Here is an 18,638-nt window from a genome sequence, read left to right as displayed (position 1 = left end):
TAGCCAAACGGTAATTTACGATGATTAAAAAAATAGTAATTATATTCTCACTGCTGTTTGCATCTAGCCACGGCAGTGCTGATGAATTAAAGCCATTCACAAGCGATGGTTGTAGTGCATTTCCTGATGGTACTTTGGCGCAAAATGAACTGTGGTTGAGCTGTTGCACGGCACACGACCTTGCCTACTGGAAAGGTGGTACCGCTATAGAGCGCGAAAATGCCGACATTGCCTTGCAAAAATGTGTTGCTGCGGTAGGTCAAGAAGAAGTGGCAACCTTGATGTTAGCGGGTGTACGACTTGGTGGGCTTCCTTATTTACCTACGCCATTTCGTTGGGGGTACGGGTGGTCTTATCCTAGACGTTACGCCGAATTGACCGCTGAAGAGATAGAGCAAGTAAATAAGCACATGGCAAAACTAGCATTAGACAAAAAATAAATTGACGCAAAGTCAAATTCTGTATATTTTCTCCGCGATGTTTCAATGAGGGCCATACAGTCAACTCGTCAACCCAATATTAGGCAGATCCTCACACGCCATTAAGTGCCTGTGATTTTAACCTTTTGTTCTGAATTTGGGAAACGGATAAGACTGCATCAACCGCTGTTTATAGCCGATGTTGCGTCCCTTTTTCCGCAGCTCAAATTCCTTTGATTTGGGAAATTCGCATGGCTGAGCCAAGTGCAATTAGCATCATTCCCCCAGTCGTCGTATTGACGCTTGCAATTATCTTACGTCGTCCTATCTTGTCCCTTGTCTTAGGGGCGCTTGTAGGACTCGCATTGTTAGACCCTGCCACCGTATTGGCAAATTTTGCTGATGCTTCGCTAAAAGTGATGGGCGATGAAACCATCGGCTGGCTTATTCTGGTATGTGGTACGTTTGGTGCTTTGATAGCATTGTTGGTGCACACGGGTGGTGCCTTAGCATTTGGTCGCAATGCACTGAAAATGGCAAAAGGGCCAAAGTCGTCTTTGCTTATGACCTATTTTTTAGGTGTGATCATTTTTATTGATGACTATCTTAATGCGCTGACGGTTGGTGAGACGATGCGTCGCGTTACCGATAAGTTTAAGATTTCTAGGGAAATGCTTGCCTATGTAGTGGATTCAACCGCTGCGCCTATCTGTGTTCTAGTACCACTTTCGACTTGGGCAGTGTTCTTTGGTGGTTTGCTGGTTGATAACGGTGTCGCCGGAGAAGGACAGGGGATCAGCATGTATATTCAGGCCATTCCTTACATGCTGTATGCTTGGGTGGCTGTAATTATGGTGCCACTGGTGATATTTGGTGTTGTTCCACTATTCGGCCCAATGAAAAAAGCAGAGCTTGCAGCTAAACAAGGACAGCCTGCGCTTGAGCAGGTTGATTTGGAAGAAGTGCATACACCGGATCACTATGCTGCAAAAGCCATTGAGCAGGAATTTGAACAAGCCGACACTCAAGGCAAACTGGTTAACTTTTTAGTGCCCATTGGTTTGTTGGTGGCGTTTACAGTGTATTTTGACATTGATGTATGGAAAGGCTTGTTAGCGACTTTGGCTGTGACTATCCCATTTTATATGGTGCAAAGGTTGATGCCGCTTGCAGACATGCTTGAGCAAATGATCAATGGTTTTAAATGCATGCTACCCGCGATAGGAACGGTTATCGCCGCATTTATCTTTAAGGATGTGTGCGATCAGCTGCTATTGCCACAATATGTGATAAATGCGCTGAGTCCTTATATGACTGCTGGTTTACTGCCTGCGATGGTGTTTTTATCTATGGCTATTTTGGCTTTTGCAACAGGCTCTAGTTGGGGGATCTTCGCTGTGACTATTCCTATCGTGATGCCATTGGCCGTTGCTGTAGATGCTAATATTCCTTTGGTAATAGGCGCGTTGTTGTCGGCATCATCATTTGGAAGTCAAGCGTGTTTCTACTCGGATTCTACAGTATTGGCAGCTCAAGGCTCAGATTGTAACTTAGTCAGTCACGCCATCACTCAGCTACCTTATGCGTTGATTGCGGCTGCTATCGCCTTTGTTGGCTTCTTGATCATTGCATAATCGCAAGTAAGTTTTAGGGTTAGTTTTGCTAACCCTTCGAAGCTAACTTTCTAAAATACATTACTCTATTGCTCAAGTCTTGCTAGGCTATATAACCAGACTCTCAAAGTGTAAGGATAGCAATGTTCACACCTCGCAAGTTAGCCGAAAATTATCGCGAACTGATAAGTAGTATCGGTTTCTACCCCTCTTTACTTGCAGTTGCATTTTTCATTTTCGCGCTTATAACCACTGCACTTGAATATGCAGCTCCTATCAGCAACTTTAAGGAGCTTATAGCGATTGTACTTGTCGACAGTGAAGAAAACGCACGAACCATTTTAAGCACGCTCGTGGGTAGTATCATCTCATTGACGGTATTTAGTTTTTCAATGGTGATGATTGTGCTGAATAATGCCAGCGCTGGGTTGTCACCTAGGGTACTGCCAGGCCTTATCACCAGAAAGTCGCACCAGCTGGTATTGGGGTTTTATCTCGGCAGTATCATTTATGCCATCATTATGCTGATAAACATTCGTGGTGTGGGCAATGGTGAAACTGGGATCCCAGCGTTAGGGGTTTTACTTTCGTTGGTGTTTGGACTGATCTCATTAGGCTTTTTTGTATTTTTTATCCATTCAATCTCCCGCGCCATACAGGTCGATAATGTGCTAAATGAACTGTTTAACAACACCAAGAATGAGATGAAGAATATTATCACCAAACAGCAAGAGCAGCCTTTTGATAACTTTCCTGACTTTTCGAGTTGGCATAATTTACCCAGCACAGAAGAGGGATATTTTAAGGGAGTACACAGTGACAAACTGTGCGGGTTGTGCGAGCAACATGACTTAAAAATATATATTGCAGTTAAACAAGGGTTTTTTACCGTTAAAGGCTATCCGTTTCTTAAGTGTAATAAGGATCTTAGTGAAAATGAGGCGCTACAGGATGCGTTACTTGGCTGTTTTATTTTTTATGTTGAAGAGTACATCAGCGACCATTATCGCTATGGTTTAACACAAATCTCGGAGATTGCAGTGAAGGCCATGAGCCCAGGGATTAATGACCCCGGTACTGCGGTAAAGGCGATTGATATGCTGAGTATTTTACTTATCCAGCGTTTGGATATTTGCGATGTGAACTACTCCTTTAAACACGCTAAAAATGAGCCGCTTTTATATATTCACGAAGCGTCTTTTGATGAATTACTGCATGATAATTTTACGCCGATAAGAAACTATGCAAAGACCGATGGCTATGTCATGGTTAATGTGTTGGAAGCGTTTAAAAATATACTGTTTCGCTCACGTGCGGGTCAACAAGCGACGGAAAGTTTATTTAATTATCTAGAGGCCATCATCGACGATGTGCGCAATACCATCACTAACCCGTTTGACCGTCAACGGATCATTGAAATGCTCGAGGCCATTGAGAAAATCAATGGCGACAAAGGAGAAGCGCTTATTACTCAATTTAAACGAGAATAAGCGCGAACTTTTTTAATTCAGCGCAAGCTTAGCAAGACCGGCGGCAATGGCAGAAAGGGAGAGTAACCTGAGTAAAATGATGGCAATATCAGAGCTGCCGCCTGCAGACGTATTTCGATAAACTAAGGGATAATCAAAGAATATAAGTAAGTAGAGTAAGTCAAAAAAACCGATCCGAGTGCCATTGAGTTCTACTTTTGTACCATCTTTTAATAAGATTTCGGCAAAGCATAAATTGGCCGTTGTTTTTATTCTTCCGCCTTTGCGGTCTTTTAATAGTAAGTAATGAAAGGTGATTTCAGTAATATCTTCTCTAGCAATTTTTTGCGTACCAGTTACCTTTGTTTTTATTGCTTTGGGCGAAATGGTTAATTGGTTTTTCGACACGTCCATCACCCATTGAGAGCCAAAGCCAAATTTTTTGTACAGCATGACTCTTTTAGTGAAAAAGATAATTAAAAATGCGATTAAACAAGCAGGAAAGGCAAGGTAGCGTGGGTACTCGCCATCAATAAACGACGCTGTGATAGCCAAGGCGAAGACTAATAATGCAAATAAAAACTCAGCGCCACCGGAAAGCATGCCCAGCGCTGCGATAGATTTGAGTGATACTTGAGAGTTATCGTTCAATTCATTTTTGTTTTTTAGAGTCACATATTTGAACCAAACTTTATCCGTTAGTGATAAATCGAGTGTGTGTTTAGCTAACGACATGAAACGCTTCCTTGATCTTATGTAAATTATTTTTAGTGTGCGTTGTTTATACCCTATAACCGCAACAACTTGAAATTCACTAGAAATAATACCAGGCTCTATCCGCCCTAAATACCATCGTTTTGTTTAAAATTTTAGTGTTTACCTGAGTTCTAGCCGTTAACTGCAGTTTTAGCAGTGGGTTTTGGTACTATCAGCACTAACTCTTGACTCTGTGGCTGGATCGGCGAGTTATGTGGCCATTCAATAGCATAAAATTGATAATTCAGATGATTTCAATATTAAGTTTCGTTGTGCTAATGGTGCTTTGAGAGGCGGACAATAACGACCGACTTTTTAGCATGGCTTATTATTGCAATCAGCAATCGTGCTGGCAAAGCAATTAGGTAAACAATGGACTAAATTAATGAGATAATATGTCCTATGGCGTATCTAGTAGATACGCAAGCACTGTTAAACACACCAGCAAGAGTACTTTTTGAAGAAGTTAATTTAAAATGTGCGAGAGAATTGCGTGAGATCAATTCAATGCTAGAAGATCATAGCGAGCACGTTCGCGCGTTAGATTTACTCAAAGAACTGCTGATTGGTGAGGGGAACCGAGCTGGACTAGGTTTTGCCTTTGGTTATTTATTCAAGGCCATTTGCGAGATAAAGGGACAATTTTTAAACAATAGTGCGTGGTACCCATGCGATATGGATAATCTTTATGATATCCCGTTCACCATCTATGATGGATATGCCTTATAAATTTCCAATCCCAGATGACTTTCCTGCAATTTTCAGCATTGCACCTGAGAGCATCAATACAGACGAAGCGGACTATGGTGAGCTTGATCAAACCCAAATCGCGCAGCTCGAAAGTTGGTTTAATGAAGCTAAAATGAAAAACCAGCATTTGTATCTTTTCTTGCATTGATCTCGCAAAGTTAGAATGAATCGTTCTCATCAAGAACGGAATGCTCGGCGCATACTTTAGAAGTATGCAATTTTTGTTAATTGTTTGTTTATAAATACTTTTTTTGTATCTAATAGAGGTTTTTTTTACAAGAATCCCTTTTCTAGGTAATTTAGCAATGTTAGCATCGCTTCCTTTTGGGTTGTTTATAGGGACGTTTATGTTAACAGTTAAGCATTTACCGATTGCAATTGTATTAACCACTTTGTTAGGTTGCTCTTCAGATAAAGTTAAAGAAGTCGAAGTAGTTAAAGAAGTCGAAGTAGTTAAAGAAGTCGAAGTAGTTAAAGAAGTCGAAGTAGTTAAAGAAATCGAAGTAGTTAAAGAAATCGAAGTAGTTAAAGAAATCGAAGTGATCAAAGAGGTTGTTCTTGGTCGTGAAAATCTGGGCAGCGTTGTTTTGACATTTGATGACGGCCACTGTGTTGACTCGTGGGTAGAGCATGCGCACTTGTTTGAAGAGCACGGAGCCACCGCGACTTTATACGTGAGTAAGTATAATAGTGATATGGCAGCAAATCTGCTCGACTTGCAAAGTAGAGGCTTTGAAATTGCCCACCATACTACTTATCACGCAAATGCAGTGGAATGGGTTGAAAAACATGGTGTAGAGTCTTGGCTCAAAGGTGCAGTGTTGGATTCTCTTACGAACATGAGAAATGATGGTCTTAACGTAACTGCCTTTGCATTTCCGTTCGGCTCATATAATTTAGAACTAAGTGAAGCTCTGAAAAGCGAGTTCACTTCCGTTAGGGGATATTTAAGTCCCAAAACGGATAGTTTGAGATTTGCGACACAAAGTGATGGCTATTTCTATAATGGTGTGGGTATTGACAGCGTTTATTTTGAACCTCAAGAAAGAGTGTTTGGAGCGATGGAAAGAGCAATGAAGACAGGTAGAGACCTAGTGTTGGTTGGCCATTGTATCGTCGAGGGAGAAGTCACAGATCGCTGGCAAACACCGACAAATACATTGCTAAAAATCTTCGCTCATGCGAAAAAAATAGGAATGGAATTTAAAACAATGAATCAGTTGAGATAGCCAACTTTAAATATGATTGGGTGCGCTCGAATTTGGAAAACACCGACTTAAGCGCACCTAATACGTTAAAATGTGAGAAATTTGCTGTGATTCGACAATTAGACAATCGCGATGCGTTGGTGGCGATAGAGATTTTCAGTGTGTTTCAACGCTCATACAAAGTAGAAGCAGAGTTAATTGGGGCGAGTTATTTTCCGCCTTTATCTCGAACGATAGAAGATATATGCGGTGCGACGAGTCACTTTTATGGATATTTTGAAAATCAAAATCTTGCTGCTGTCATTGAAATTGTCATTGTTGAGAAAACGCTAGAAATAGTTAGCCTGACCGTTGATCCCAGTTATTTTCGCAAAGGGATTGCGGGTAAATTACTGCATTTTGTGTTAGCTGAGTTGGGTGCGGAGAAGGTAATAGTTGAAACAGCTAGCGCAAATATCCCCGCCATAGCGCTTTATCAAAAGTATGGATTTATTGAGTTTAAACGTTGGTTGCCCACACATGGAATAGAGAAGCTGGCGTTTGTATCAGTAATTAAACCCGCTCAATAATAACTCATCCTTAAGATGATAAAATGTACACAGTAAACTTTTTTTGCTATAAAAGGTACGAACTCTAAAAATAAATGTTACAACAGGCTAAGGAGAATTCGATGATTAAAGGATGTTTAATAGGCATATGTGGCTTAATTACACTCAATACAACAACCGCTTATGCAGAAGATATGGAAATGGATTTTATTAAAAATGAGGTTGAAATATCATTTCAGCAATATAAAGATGGCTCAATTGAAAGTGGAATCTATGCTTTGGAGTCGTTGGCTAGGCTTTTGAATCAAGCGGAGTCCTCAAGCGTTCGTGCTGAATTAGGGCCCAATATTTTAGCATTTACTTACATCCGTATCGGATTATTGCACGAAAAGCTTGGAAACTCACTAACAGCTGAGCCGTTTTTCGCAGCAGCCCAGCAAAATCTTAGCAAAGAGTTTAGTGCAGAAAAAGTCACAGTTAATGAGCTAAAGTCGATGGTGAAACAACTCGATGAAATGTCCATTTAGTATTTGTGTAAACTGATTTGCCAATATTAAGTGAAAATATCATTAATGCTTAACTCTTAAACGTTATGTGTCAGAACACAGTGAAAGAGTTTTAATTTATTCTTTAATGTCATAGAGTTGACATACCTATGTCGCCTAAGTGGCGTAATCAGTAGGAAGGTCTCCGAGTATAGTTGAGCTAACTAATACAGGAGACCAATCATGGAAATGCAAATTAACAAACAACTTATAAAATCGAAAAGAGTAGAGCGGGCGTGGAGTCAATCCGAATTGGCACAGGTTTCTGGGCTAAGCCTGCGAACCATACAACGTATCGAAAAGTCAGGGACGGCATCGCTCGAGTCGATAAAAGCACTTGCTGCGGTTTATGAAGTTAAGGTGATAGAAATTCAACATCAGCCTAAGCTAAAAGGTGCCAAATTAACACGCAAAGCTGCGGCATTTTTTGCAGGTACTGCTGTGATGGCTGCAAGTGTTTTTACCTTAACGGCGTCAGCTAAGCCCGTGATGGTTGACCTTATGCTAACCTCTCAGGGACAAACGCTGGCTGATGTTCAGGTTTTGAATGACGAAGGCGCATTCAGCGAGATTGTATTTTCAGATAAGCTAAAAATTCGCCTCACCTCAAAAATTGAACAAGAAAACCAAGTGAAAATAGTGACCGAGATTTACAGCTTATCTTCTGAGGGTCAAGTTCTTATCGCTTCCCCTAGTGTTACGGTTCAACATCAAAAACAGGCTGAAGTACACTTTGATGATTATCAACTCTCGTTGTCACCAAATCTGTAATACAAAAAGCTCAGTAAGTTAAAGCAAACTTACTGAATTTTTTCTGATTATTGAGGCAAAGCAATAACCACACTAAACAAGTCAGTATAAATTGTCATGTAAACTTGATGTTACTCAATTTATGGTATGTTATATTGTATCTAAAATGGTGCAAGGTTTATTTTATGATCACAATAACGGATGGACCACTTCATCTTTACCAAGGTGGAGCAAGGTGGTATTTTGGTTACAGGCATTTTGGCCGAGCTTGACGTTTCAGTGTTACCTGAGCAAGCGATTCTGCCTCACGAGTCGGTTTCGGTTACCCATGCTATGGCGCTGAAAAAGCGTGTTCAGCTCGAGAAGTTGCTCTTACCCCCGTGTCTTTTGGTCGGAAAACTTAATTTGGACAAGGTGCGATGGCAAGCGGAATGTGTTGAAACTGCGCAGTGGCACAGTGATTGCGGTGAGTGTACTCATCGCCTCTATGCTGTTGAAAATCGTCACGTGCTACAAGAATTCAGACAGCAGATCGCAATGCACCAACAATGGCTAATTGCTGATGGACATCACAGGATGTTTGCTGCCAGCCAACGTCATGCGCCTCAATCTCGGATGATGGCATGGTTAGTTCCACAGCAAGATGCGGTGATAACGAGTTTCGCGGTGCAGGCATCTTACACACAAGCTGTAGATGTTACTAAATTCAAACAGCACCTTAGCGATTTTGATATCTGTGAATCCTCGGAGACTGAGGGCGATTATACTATTTGGTTGGGGAAAGCTGCTTTATGTTTTGCTCTCCAACGCGCGACAAGCGATTCTTATCTTATTCAGACCCAGTTGCGTAGAGCACTGCAGGCACTGCCAGCGTTTGAGGAGCTGTGGTCTAAAAATAAAGTTGAGCTAAGTGATGACGCTCATATTGTAACCGCCATCTGTCGCGCCCCCATAATTGAAGACATCTTTGCTGCTGCCAAAGCAGGCAAGTACTTTCCAGAAAAGTCGACCTTATTTACTCATAAGGCCGACAGCCAAGTACTTTACCATTTAAATCAGCAGGCAGCTTGTGCTTAAAAGCCCTCACAGAGGGCGATACTTACAACTGTTTAAAGGCTTCAAGCACCCTAAGGTTTTGCTCCGGCAGTCCGATGCTTACTCTTACAAAATGATCAAAACCTGATTCTAGCCATGGTTTTGTCATTATTCCTTGTTGCAGCAGCAAAGATGCGACATGCGCAGACGGCTGCTTGACATCAATAAATAAAAAGTTGGCTAGACTTGGCGCGACAAAATAACCCAGCTCGGTGAGGGCGGCGCTGAGTTTTTCCCTTTCGCGATTCGTTTGCGTGACCGTGTCTGCCAAATAGGAGGGATCTTGTAGTACCGCGATCGCTGCAAGTTGTGCTAGTCGATTTACATTGTAAGGTGTACGTACGCGGTGCAGATAATCCGCCAATTGTGCATTTGCCATTACGCCGTAGCCCACTCTAAGCCCTGCAAGACCATAGGCTTTGGAAAAAGTCCGTAATACCGCGTAGGGACGAGGCTGTGTTTGAAGTAGTGTTAAGCTATCGGCAAACTGTTTATGGCCTTGGGCATATTCGCAGTACGCTTCATCAATGACGATAACCGTATTGAGCGGACAGGCATCAATGAGGCGCTGCAAATTATTGGCATCAAACGTACAACCTATGGGGTTGGATGGGTTAGCAAGCATAAGCATTTTTAAATCTGGGTGGCATGCGATAGCATCGAGCCAATCATCAATTCGATAGGACAAATCGCTTTGCATCGGCACTTCTAGGACCTTTGCCCCCATCATATTGGCGTAAATCCCATGAAGCGCAAAGGTAGGCTTGGCCACTAACACCTTATCGCCTTGACTGAGGAAAGCTTTGCAGAGCATTGAGAGTACATCCTCAGAGCCATTGCCGAGTACAATTTGTTCTCTGGCAACGTTAAGTTTAGTTGCCAGCTGCTCATTTAGCTCAGTGCATTGGCTGTCTGGATAGCAGCTAGCGGTATGCAGTTGTGCTTTAAAAGCATTAAGCGCAGCAGGACTTGGCCCTAAAGGGTTTTCATTCACTGAGAGGTTTATCATATTGGGGTGGAGATTACGCGCTGTTGCTTGCTCAATGGTTTGTCCTGCACCATAGGGCGGCAGTGCAATGACTTCTTTGCGGGCTGGGTTTGGCATTGTCGTTGTCATGCGTTTTGCTCCTTGAGTGATGTGGGCTCAAGCAAACGGTTAGCCCTATGATTAAAAAGCCAAATCTCAGATAGTGCTGTGACTGCAAGTCCTAACATTAAGGCGTACCAAACGCCCAAAATACCCAAAGAGAAAAACTCTTGAAATAACCACGCACCGGGAAGACCAATGCACCAATAACCAATTAAAGACAGCATTAGGGTGCTTTTAACATCGCCAAGTCCACGCAAGATACCGAGCCCGATATTTTGCCACGCGTCAAAAAATTGCAAAAAGGCGGCAATAACGAGTAGCTCTATAGCGATAACAACGACGTCGGAGTTTTGTAATTCTTCTGCACTTAAAAATGGCAGCAGTACAAACTCGGGTGTGAATAAATAGATTAAGGCGAAAACAGACATGACCACGGCACCGCAAATAATCCCCAAATTGCCGATGCGTTTTGCATGATGAAAGTCCCCCGCAGCATTGGCTTCGCTGATGTAAATAGAACAAGCAGATGAAATGCCAGCAGATACCATAAATACGATGTACACCATTTGGCTTACCACGTTGTGGGCGGCTAAGGCATTTACGCCGAGTGTTGCCACAAACAACGCAAGCACGGTGAAAAAACCAGCTTCAAGCCCGTAAGTTGCGCCAATTGGCACGCCCATTTTCCATGTTTTACTAAGTGCTTCACGGTCGGTTTGCCAAAACTTTATAGTGAGGTAGGGGCTGAGTACGTCATCGCGCTTGGCAAATAGTACAAACAGTAAAAACGATAAATACAGCACGATACACGTGGCGGCTGCAACCCCCACAAAGCCGAGTTGTGGTAGGCCAAACTGACCAAAAATTAGACCGTAATTGAGCACGATAGTGAGTACAACAGATACACCCGTTATTAACATCAATGGCCCTGGTCTTTTCAATCCAACACTAAAATGCCGTACGCTTTGAAACCAAAAACAAGGTAATAGGCCCAAAGCGACAACGGTTAAATATTGGGTCGTCAAATTGGCAATTGCCTCGGATGTACCGATAAACCTTAAAAATGGCTCTATGGCAAACATCGCGGCGGCGAATAGCAGACCCAAAAATGTTCCGATAAGCATGCTGGCGTTAAAAAGAGGAGTGATCTGATCTAGTTTAGCCTTGCCGATTGCATCAGATACCAGATTACCCGTTGCCGTGACTACGCCCGTTCCCATGGTTCTAAATTGATTAAAAATACCAATGGCGAGGCCGCCAGCAGCCAGTTCTAACGGGCTCAACATACCGAGCATGATAAGATCTATCGTTGCAATTGCCACGTAGAGCAGATTGGTCAGAATAAGCGGCCCTGCGAGCTGACTTACTTTAAAAATATCGGCGCGCGCTGAAGCTACCATAACGTTACTTCCTCCACGTTTTCTTGTGTGATGGCAAAGTCTGCAACCGCTCTTCCGAGTGCCACGTCAGTAATGATCATGCCGCTGTTATAGACAAAGATAATTTCATCAGGGTGGGTTCGTGCCGGCTTTTCACCATTTAGTATTTCCGTCAATGTCGCATCAACGGCGGGTAGCTTATCGTTCTCGTCTAATAAATCGTCTCCGGTGACCTTCATTTGTTCTGCATCCGTTGTGAGCAATCTATCAGCTCGGTGTAGCACTGGTTTTTCGATCCCATAGCCAACTAAAATCACCACAGCGCCGGGTTTTAACCATTCATATTTTATGTTCTCTTTGGCGGATAACCCAGTAACGGCAAGGATCACATCGGCTTGTCTTACTGAAGCTTCTAAATCTTGTGATACCGCAACTTGTCGCTGTGGGTGATACTCCTTTAGTTTTTGCTGAACCACTTCCAAACCTGCTTGATAGCTGCCATGAACGGTTAGATTTGTGAGTTGTGGTAATGCCGTGACCAGCATTGGTAAAGCGATTTGCCCTTGAACACCGGTGCCTACAACCAACGCATTTTTAGCATCTGAATGAACGGCATATTTTGCGAACAAGGCGGAGGTGGCTGATGTGCGCATAGGACCTAGTTCTTTTACATCCATTAGGGCCACAGGGTGGCCTGTGGCATCATCGCAAAGGAAAATAAAGGAATAGAATTGATATTGGTTGCGACTTCTGTCTGGGTCGTATTCATAGACGACCTTAAACCCTACGGTATTACTTGCGGCATCTCGGCCAGCCATACTATAGGCAATGGATCGACCATCTTGTGGCGTCATAATCACTTTGAGTGGGTTGGCAGAGTCAGGGTGGTGCAGTGAACGAAAGGCATTTTCCACCACCTCAATGACTTTACTATAGGGAAAATCAAGTTGCGCCAGTCGGGCTTCATTTAGTATCGGCAGAACAGTTTGTTGGGTCATGGTTAGGCTCTCGCGGCAGGTTTATATTGCGTTAATAGGTCATCGAGCTCTTGCTCGATGTTAATGTCGATAAGGTCGTGTTTTGCCATCCAATCATCATTGAATACCGTATCGAGATACTTCTCGCCACCGTCACAAACGAGTACCACAAATAAGCTATCGGCGGGGGCGGTTTTTAACGCCTGTACTGCTTCGTATATAACCCCACCTGCCGAGCCACCGACCATTAGGGCGTAGTGCTTGGCAAGGTACCTGGCGGTATTAAACGCTTGTTTGTCAGATACCTTCACGCCTTTGTCGATAAGTTCATACTCAATAACGGGACCTATCTCAGCGCCTTCCGGCGTCCCCGTTCCTGACTGATGATAATTCAGTCCTGGTCCACCAAAAATCACAGACCCTACAGGTTCAACTCCAATCGTTGTGAGGTGATGACAACCTAAGTCGCGCAAAGCCCTTGTTGTGCCGCATAGCGACCCACCTGTGCCAACCGCACCGACAAGGTGAGTAATGTGTTCACCAAGTTCATGAAAGACCTCTTGCGCAAGTCCTGTATAACCGCGGCTATTGGCAAAATTATTGTGTTGGGCGGTCCAAAATGCGCCTTGCTCTTGTGCCAGCTTCGCGGCCATTGCATCGCGAATATCAGTAGATAGGCTGTCGTCTCCAGCTTCGCTAACGCAGATCACTTCCGCGCCAAAGGCTTTCATATTACTAATTTTCTCTTTTGCCGCATGGTTATCCACAAGTGCGGTAAAGCGATAGCCACGCTCCGCTGCAAGCAGCGCAAGACCAACGCCGGTATTGCCAGAAGTTGACTCAACGACCCAGCCACCTGGCTTCAGTTGGCCACTGGCTTCTGCTTCATCTAACATAGACTTCGCCATTCGGATCTTAGCGCTACCAGTGGGGTTAAATTGCTCAAGTTTAAGGAACAGTTTGCTACCGTTTGGTAGACTTAAAAACTGCATTAGCGGGGTATTACCAATACTTTGCGAAACCCTTAAATAGGGGGTTAGGGATAATGTCGAGGCGAGCGAATGCTGCACATTTATGTTCATAAATAGGCTCCTTTACGTTGTGTTGTTGGGGTTTTTCTAGCTAAGTAGTTGCCAAGAAAGTCTGTTGTGCTCCCACGTTACGGCGATTTTTCGTGGCAATGGCATAGAGTGAAATTCAGATTCATTTGAATCCATTTGATATCCTGCAGTGTTGAGGTAAACCATTAGGTCATCGCGCTGCGGTAGTTGCGACAAGGGGATAAACCGCCAGCTTATCATGTCGTTATCTAGGCAGGTTGCGCCGCCAAAAGCCACGCGATACGTTCCTTGTTTGCGGTTTGAATGTGCCGTGAGTAACAGCGGACTCGGCAAGTATTCGCTTTCAAACCACTGTTCTGACAGTGATAAGCTCGAGCCCGAAAGTGTAGCGATATAACAGTCTGATGTGCCTAGGTGCGGCTTTGTCCCTTGCACTTTAAACAAGCTAATGCCAGCCTCTTCGAGCAGTGCGCGCCCAGGTTCAAGCATCAATGTAAGGTTCCTTTGGCGTAATGCCGCTAATGCGGTTTGTCCATGCGCGTTCTTCACTGCCAAAATAGCGTGTAAGGTGTCCGCAGGGCTTTGTTTGTTATGGTAGGGATAAAATCCTGCAAAGGTTTTATCTGCAAAAAAGCATTCAAAGTCCAAGGCTTGTTGCCACTGCTCATTCTGTAAGTAGGAGACGGGCAGGCCACCGCCAATATTCACTTTTGATGGCGACAGTCCCATTTGCTTGGCCTCGTCTATCGCACCGACTAAAGTATGGATACTCTCGCCACGTGCTTGTGGGCAGTACCCGCTTAAGTGGCAGCTAAATCCTTCTAAGCTTACCCACTCCTTGTATTCTCGACACTGTGCTAATAGCGGCGTAAGCTGGCACAGTGAACTACCAAAGCGTGAGGCTTTAGTTGGTTGTGTTTGTAAACGCAGTAGCACTTGCGCTGGGCGCTTTCGCTGGCGGGCCAGTGTAATGATGGAGCTTAACTCAGCACTTGAATCTATGGCGACAAGTGCTTGATGCACAAGCGCTAAGCTAAGTAGTGCATCTGATTTATGCGGACCAGATACACCAATTTTTACACCTTGAATACCACCGCTTAGGGCAAGTTCAAACTCTTGCACACTAGCCACGTCTATTCCTATATCGTGATTGGACGCGACTTGAGTAAAACATTGGGCTTTGTTGGCTTTTTTGGCAAAATAAATCTCATGTTCAAGCCCGAGCTTTATTAAGTTAGCTTGCAGGGTTTCGATATTTTCCGCAAAACGCTGAGGAAACACTAAATGTAGCGGCGCTCCCAATGCTGCCGCCCATTCAAATAACTTGGCTTGGTGCTCCGCGAGCAGGCTCTGCGTTTGCGGATGCAATTTTGCAGTGAAGGCATCACTCATACGACTAACACCTCTTTGTTGTTTGCACTGTCTATCTTGTTGACACGGCGTTTTGCTATAAGGAGCAGGCCGGCGGCTAGGAGCAGCAACCAGATTAATGGCGTGTAGTTGTTCACTGGTGTGGCAAAGTCACTGCTAAATTGAGGAATATCAGCTAAGTCCGTGAGCGTTGGCTTGGCGCTACAACCCTCACAAGGAGCAAAGTCTCCTCTTTGGTTGGCTTTGGCAATTTCGTTGGCAAAGAAACCTTGTAGTGCTTGATGATGAGCTTCAACTTCCGCCATGAAGGCGTGATGACGTGCTAATCCATTGCCCGCTAAATCAACCAGCAGTGTTTGTGCGATGAGTGCGGGGGAGAGATACTGTAGCTTTTGTGCATTATGTTGCTGTGCTTGTTGCGCAGTTAAAAAGCGTAAATCTTCGGCCGCCATTGCGCGTTCAACAGAATTAATGGTGGCGATTTTTTTGGTTGCGTAATCGCTGGAACCACTGCCATTCTTCGCAAGTTCTGGATGATCTTGAAAATACTGAGCTAAGGTCTTTTCACTCGCTTTTTGGGCATCGTCGCTAGCGACACGGAGGCTATCTATATAGTGAATTCGTGAAGGGGTTGGGTCAAGCAAAGCGATGCTGGTATTGACCAAAGCTGGAACCACAATCACCAAGGCAAGCCAACAGGTGACTAAGGTAGCTGCGTTGTTTGCTGCACTTTTAGCTCTGCTATTTACCCAAGCGGTTAAGGCAATCCAAAACCCAGAATAACATAGTGCGATAAGGTTATAGCTCAGCAGTTCAACCACTCCTAGCTGCTCTCGTATTGTTATTAAAAGCAGGCTACTAATACTTAAAAATGGCAGCACAATTAACGCGCTTCGCAGCAATAATTGATAGGTCAGAAGGCGGGTCGCACTGCCTCCTTGCAGCATCAGTAGTCTTAGCTGCCCATCTTGGCGTTCACTTGCCAAGGCATTAAAGCAAATGCCAATAATGAGCAATGGCAGTAAGTAGACAATTACAAAACTTAAATCGAACTGGCCTAACAACAGAGATAGCGGATGAACATAGTCATATTGATGAACGATGTGCTGTTTTTCTTTGATTAGCATCTTAAAATAGTAAGGTAATACGTCGGCTTGCCCTGTTGCGATTGGCGACGTTGCAAGCGGGGTTTTGGTGGCGTAATTTTGCATTAAGTAAAAAGCCTGCCCGCGCAGGTCGTATGGGTCTTCCCACCATTTATAGTCTGCTGTACTGGCGACTCTTTCGGGTAATCCAGCTTTGGCATCTTGGATGGCCTGTTGCTGCATTTGCTGTGCGGCAAGTACCACGCCATGCTGTTTTTTAGCAAAGTAATGGGCGTTAAAAAATGCCACTAGTGCAAGCATGGTAGTGGTCACAAACAGCGCGAGTACGAGCTTTTCTCGCCAGAGGTTTTTAAACTCAGTAGCTAACATTAAGCGTTTCATCTTTGCTCCTCCAAGCGCAGTTTTTTAATCGCGAAGAAACTCAATAACACCAGCACAATCAACCAAAAGCTCAGGCTAAACAGGCTGATAACGTAGTGAGGCAGGTAACGAATGAAATTAGGGTATTGGAATGCGAACTTTGGGATCTGCTGCCATAATTCCTCGCCCGCGGTGTAATGTCCGTCCGCCTTGTGACCGTGATCTCTTTGATTAAAGTTAAGCACCTCTTGCATCAGGCGGCGGTGCTGCTCTGCCGCATTCTCAAATGCTTGCTGGTGGGTAAAGTCGCTGGCTGCGGTGGCCATCGACAGCGTTTGTATCGCGATAAACGGCGTTAACATTCCTGCAAGTTGATAGCTTTGTGATTGCGCTTCTAGTTGAGCTAAACGCGCTGAAAATAAGCGGTCAAAGATTTTATCAGCGTATTGTTCACCAAATTGGAGTTGCGCTCCGGCATAGTCAAAGGGCAAGTCTTCCACATTGCTAACACCATATTGAGTCAATGTTTGTTGTTTGAACTTTGCGATTGCTTCAACTCGTGCCTCGGTATAAACCTCACTTTCAAGCTTTGCTTGAAACGCTTGACCTGAACCTTGCGGATGAATGGTGGTTGCGATATTCATCGCCAGTTTTGGTAGTAAAAGTGTTGTAAGGGCCCAAATGGTTAATAGCGCTACCAATGCGCGCCTTGCCGTTGGAAGTAAACTTGAAAGCGTGGTGGTGAGTAACGACCAAAGCAATAAGTAAACCAAATAAAATAGTAAAAATAGCCCACTTCTGAGTGTATGAGGCTCCGCGCTTGTTACTTGGCTATAAAGTAAAAAAAGCGCGACAGGCAATAAAAATAAGCAAGAAATAGCAAAAAGCAGCGCACATTTGGCGATAAACAACTTAGCTGGGCTTGCGCCCGATGCGAGCAGTTGTTTTAAGGTGCCTTGCTCACGCTCTCGGGCAAGTAGTGGGTAGCCAATTAATATAATCAATAGCGGTAGTAAGACTTGCAGCACAAAGGCGGGTGATAAGCTACCAAAACGTGACATCGGCAAGTTATCTTGCGCACTTCTAAACATGCTATCGTTGCGAATATGAGCCTCAAGCCTCAACACATTCCCTTGGTATGCTTGTAATCCCGCGTCGAGTGCAGCCAATGGGGTGGTGGGTTTGACCACATAAATACCGTAGTGGGCGGCGGAATGGGGACCTTTTTCACCTTGATTTAACCAGCGTAATTGCTCTGATTGGGACACTTCCGTGACGGCTTGCTGATAGCTTTGGTGGCTTTTAAAACCAGTCAAGCAGGCAAGCAAGAGCAGCAATACTGCAATGCCTCCAAGCCAAAGAGCTTGTCCCTGTCGCTTGGTATCGAGCCATTCCTTTTTTAATGTCGTTTGAAACATCAGACACCCACCTTGATATGTTTGAGGTAAACGGATTCAAGTTGGACTTCTTGCAGCTGTTCATAGACTAAGGTATCGACTAATTGCCCTTGATTAATAATTGCCACGCGATGAGCATCTTCTTGAGCGCGGTATAAGTCGTGGGTCGCCATTAAAATCGCAACGCCTTGCTTTGCTAATGACTGAATGAGCTGGCTAAATTCATGGCTGGCTGAAGGATCAAGACCTGATGTAGGCTCATCTAAGATCAATGCCTTGGCTTGTTTTGCGAGGGCAATGGCTATGCCCACTTTTTGTCGCATCCCTTTTGAATAGGTTGCAACGGGTTTGTCTACAGCGTGACTTGGCAGTTTTACTTCACTGAGCAGTGTGCGAAAGGCCTCGTCGGTCTTTTCTATGCTGGCCATTTTGCTGAAATACGCGAGATTCTCAAGTCCGCTAAGTCGCGGATAGAGCGCGACTTGTTCAGGAATATAAGCCAGTTGCTGCCTTGCCGTTACTACGTCATGTTGTGGATTAATTCCAGCGATGGTGATTTCCCCGGCATCCGGTTGTAAAAAGCCCAGTAAGCAATTAATCGTGGTGGTTTTACCTGCACCATTTGGGCCTAGCAGCGCTAGAATTTCACCTTGATGTACGCTCAAGTTTAATCCCTGTAACGCTTGGTATTCACCAAAGCGCTTTTGCAGGTTATTGATTTGAATAACAGGTGTAGTCATGAAT

Annotated in this window: 19 protein-coding genes; 10 read left to right on the top strand and 9 right to left on the bottom strand. The window is 44.2% G+C overall.

All coding sequences use genetic code 11. The annotated features are described in order from the left end of the window. Positions 1-20: 20 nt before the first annotated feature. The 3 genes from QSH61_RS11675 to QSH61_RS11665 all read left to right on the top strand — a co-directional run bounded on the left by QSH61_RS11675 (position 21) and on the right by QSH61_RS11665 (position 3,522). Positions 21-440 carry a hypothetical protein gene (locus tag QSH61_RS11675; protein ID WP_010605173.1) on the top strand — a complete coding sequence of 140 codons (420 nt, stop codon included), beginning with the start codon at positions 21-23 and terminating at the stop codon, positions 438-440. A 230-nt stretch (positions 441-670) separates the two neighbouring features. Further along, entirely contained in the window at positions 671-2,053 is a 1,383-nt protein-coding gene (locus QSH61_RS11670; protein WP_206471018.1) for a Na+/H+ antiporter NhaC family protein, read from the top strand. A 122-nt stretch (positions 2,054-2,175) separates the two neighbouring features. Continuing rightward, complete coding sequence (locus QSH61_RS11665; RefSeq protein ID WP_206471017.1) at positions 2,176-3,522, top strand: DUF2254 domain-containing protein; 1,347 nt, start codon at positions 2,176-2,178, stop codon at positions 3,520-3,522. Positions 3,523-3,534: 12 nt separating this feature from the next. On the opposite strand, the gene QSH61_RS11660 is transcribed toward QSH61_RS11665, so the two are convergent. Then, entirely contained in the window at positions 3,535-4,236 is a 702-nt protein-coding gene (locus QSH61_RS11660; RefSeq protein WP_010605170.1) for a hypothetical protein, read from the bottom strand. Between the two features lie 423 nt (positions 4,237-4,659). Between QSH61_RS11660 and QSH61_RS11655 the strand changes: the two genes are divergently transcribed. The 7 genes from QSH61_RS11655 (at position 4,660) to QSH61_RS11625 (ending at position 9,135) form a co-directional block, all read left to right on the top strand. Next, complete coding sequence (locus QSH61_RS11655; RefSeq protein WP_206471016.1) at positions 4,660-4,986, top strand: DUF7691 family protein; 327 nt, start codon at positions 4,660-4,662, stop codon at positions 4,984-4,986. Further along, entirely contained in the window at positions 4,976-5,155 is a 180-nt protein-coding gene (locus QSH61_RS11650) for a hypothetical protein (protein ID WP_206471015.1), read from the top strand. Before QSH61_RS11655 ends, QSH61_RS11650 begins: the two co-directional genes overlap by 11 nt. Before the next feature lie 199 nt (positions 5,156-5,354). Beyond that, the gene (locus QSH61_RS11645; protein ID WP_206471014.1) at positions 5,355-6,236 is read left to right on the top strand and encodes a polysaccharide deacetylase family protein; all 882 of its coding nucleotides are present in this window, start codon (positions 5,355-5,357) and stop codon (positions 6,234-6,236) included. Between the two features lie 86 nt (positions 6,237-6,322). Beyond that, positions 6,323-6,784: a GNAT family N-acetyltransferase gene (locus QSH61_RS11640; protein WP_206471013.1), complete on the top strand. Its 462-nt coding sequence runs from the start codon at positions 6,323-6,325 to the stop codon at positions 6,782-6,784. A 101-nt stretch (positions 6,785-6,885) separates the two neighbouring features. Beyond that, positions 6,886-7,290, top strand: a complete 405-nt coding sequence (locus QSH61_RS11635; protein ID WP_010605168.1) for a hypothetical protein — start codon at positions 6,886-6,888, stop codon at positions 7,288-7,290. Positions 7,291-7,491: 201 nt separating this feature from the next. Next, the gene (locus QSH61_RS11630) at positions 7,492-8,079 is read left to right on the top strand and encodes a helix-turn-helix transcriptional regulator (RefSeq protein ID WP_102057064.1); all 588 of its coding nucleotides are present in this window, start codon (positions 7,492-7,494) and stop codon (positions 8,077-8,079) included. A 180-nt stretch (positions 8,080-8,259) separates the two neighbouring features. Then, positions 8,260-9,135, top strand: coding sequence for a DUF1015 family protein (locus tag QSH61_RS11625; RefSeq protein ID WP_248298611.1), 876 nt, complete (start codon positions 8,260-8,262; stop codon positions 9,133-9,135). Positions 9,136-9,157: 22 nt separating this feature from the next. Here QSH61_RS11625 and hisC read toward each other — a convergent pair whose 3' ends face one another. Genes hisC through QSH61_RS11585 form a run of 8 tightly spaced genes read right to left on the bottom strand, consistent with a single transcriptional unit; the run spans position 9,158 to position 18,634 of the window. Continuing rightward, positions 9,158-10,270 (bottom strand): histidinol-phosphate transaminase, encoded by a 1,113-nt coding sequence (gene hisC / locus QSH61_RS11620; RefSeq protein WP_206471012.1) that lies wholly within the window; start codon positions 10,268-10,270, stop codon positions 9,158-9,160. Then, on the bottom strand, positions 10,267-11,643 hold the full coding sequence (locus QSH61_RS11615; protein ID WP_206471011.1) for an MATE family efflux transporter: 1,377 nt from the start codon (positions 11,641-11,643) through the stop codon (positions 10,267-10,269). Before QSH61_RS11615 ends, hisC begins: the two co-directional genes overlap by 4 nt. Beyond that, on the bottom strand, positions 11,637-12,620 hold the full coding sequence (locus tag QSH61_RS11610) for an ornithine cyclodeaminase (protein ID WP_206471010.1): 984 nt from the start codon (positions 12,618-12,620) through the stop codon (positions 11,637-11,639). The genes QSH61_RS11615 and QSH61_RS11610 overlap by 7 nt, the downstream gene beginning before the upstream one ends. A 2-nt stretch (positions 12,621-12,622) precedes the next feature. Then, positions 12,623-13,681, bottom strand: coding sequence for a cysteine synthase family protein (locus QSH61_RS11605; RefSeq protein ID WP_174170074.1), 1,059 nt, complete (start codon positions 13,679-13,681; stop codon positions 12,623-12,625). Between the two features lie 36 nt (positions 13,682-13,717). Beyond that, complete coding sequence (locus tag QSH61_RS11600) at positions 13,718-15,052, bottom strand: alanine racemase (protein ID WP_174170075.1); 1,335 nt, start codon at positions 15,050-15,052, stop codon at positions 13,718-13,720. After that, positions 15,049-16,518 (bottom strand): DUF3526 domain-containing protein, encoded by a 1,470-nt coding sequence (locus QSH61_RS11595; protein WP_206471009.1) that lies wholly within the window; start codon positions 16,516-16,518, stop codon positions 15,049-15,051. Before QSH61_RS11595 ends, QSH61_RS11600 begins: the two co-directional genes overlap by 4 nt. Next, a complete protein-coding gene (locus QSH61_RS11590) occupies positions 16,515-17,915 on the bottom strand; it encodes a DUF3526 domain-containing protein (protein WP_206471008.1) in 1,401 nt (466 codons plus the stop codon). The genes QSH61_RS11595 and QSH61_RS11590 overlap by 4 nt, the downstream gene beginning before the upstream one ends. Next, on the bottom strand, positions 17,915-18,634 hold the full coding sequence (locus QSH61_RS11585; RefSeq protein WP_039497249.1) for an ABC transporter ATP-binding protein: 720 nt from the start codon (positions 18,632-18,634) through the stop codon (positions 17,915-17,917). The genes QSH61_RS11590 and QSH61_RS11585 overlap by 1 nt, the downstream gene beginning before the upstream one ends. Positions 18,635-18,638 lie beyond the last annotated feature (4 nt).

This window comes from Pseudoalteromonas sp. JC3 (genome assembly GCF_030291895.1).
GTDB lineage: Bacteria > Pseudomonadota > Gammaproteobacteria > Enterobacterales > Alteromonadaceae > Pseudoalteromonas.
The sequence above is the reverse complement of the archived record's forward strand: the minus strand, read 5'-3'. Positions and strand labels throughout refer to the sequence as shown.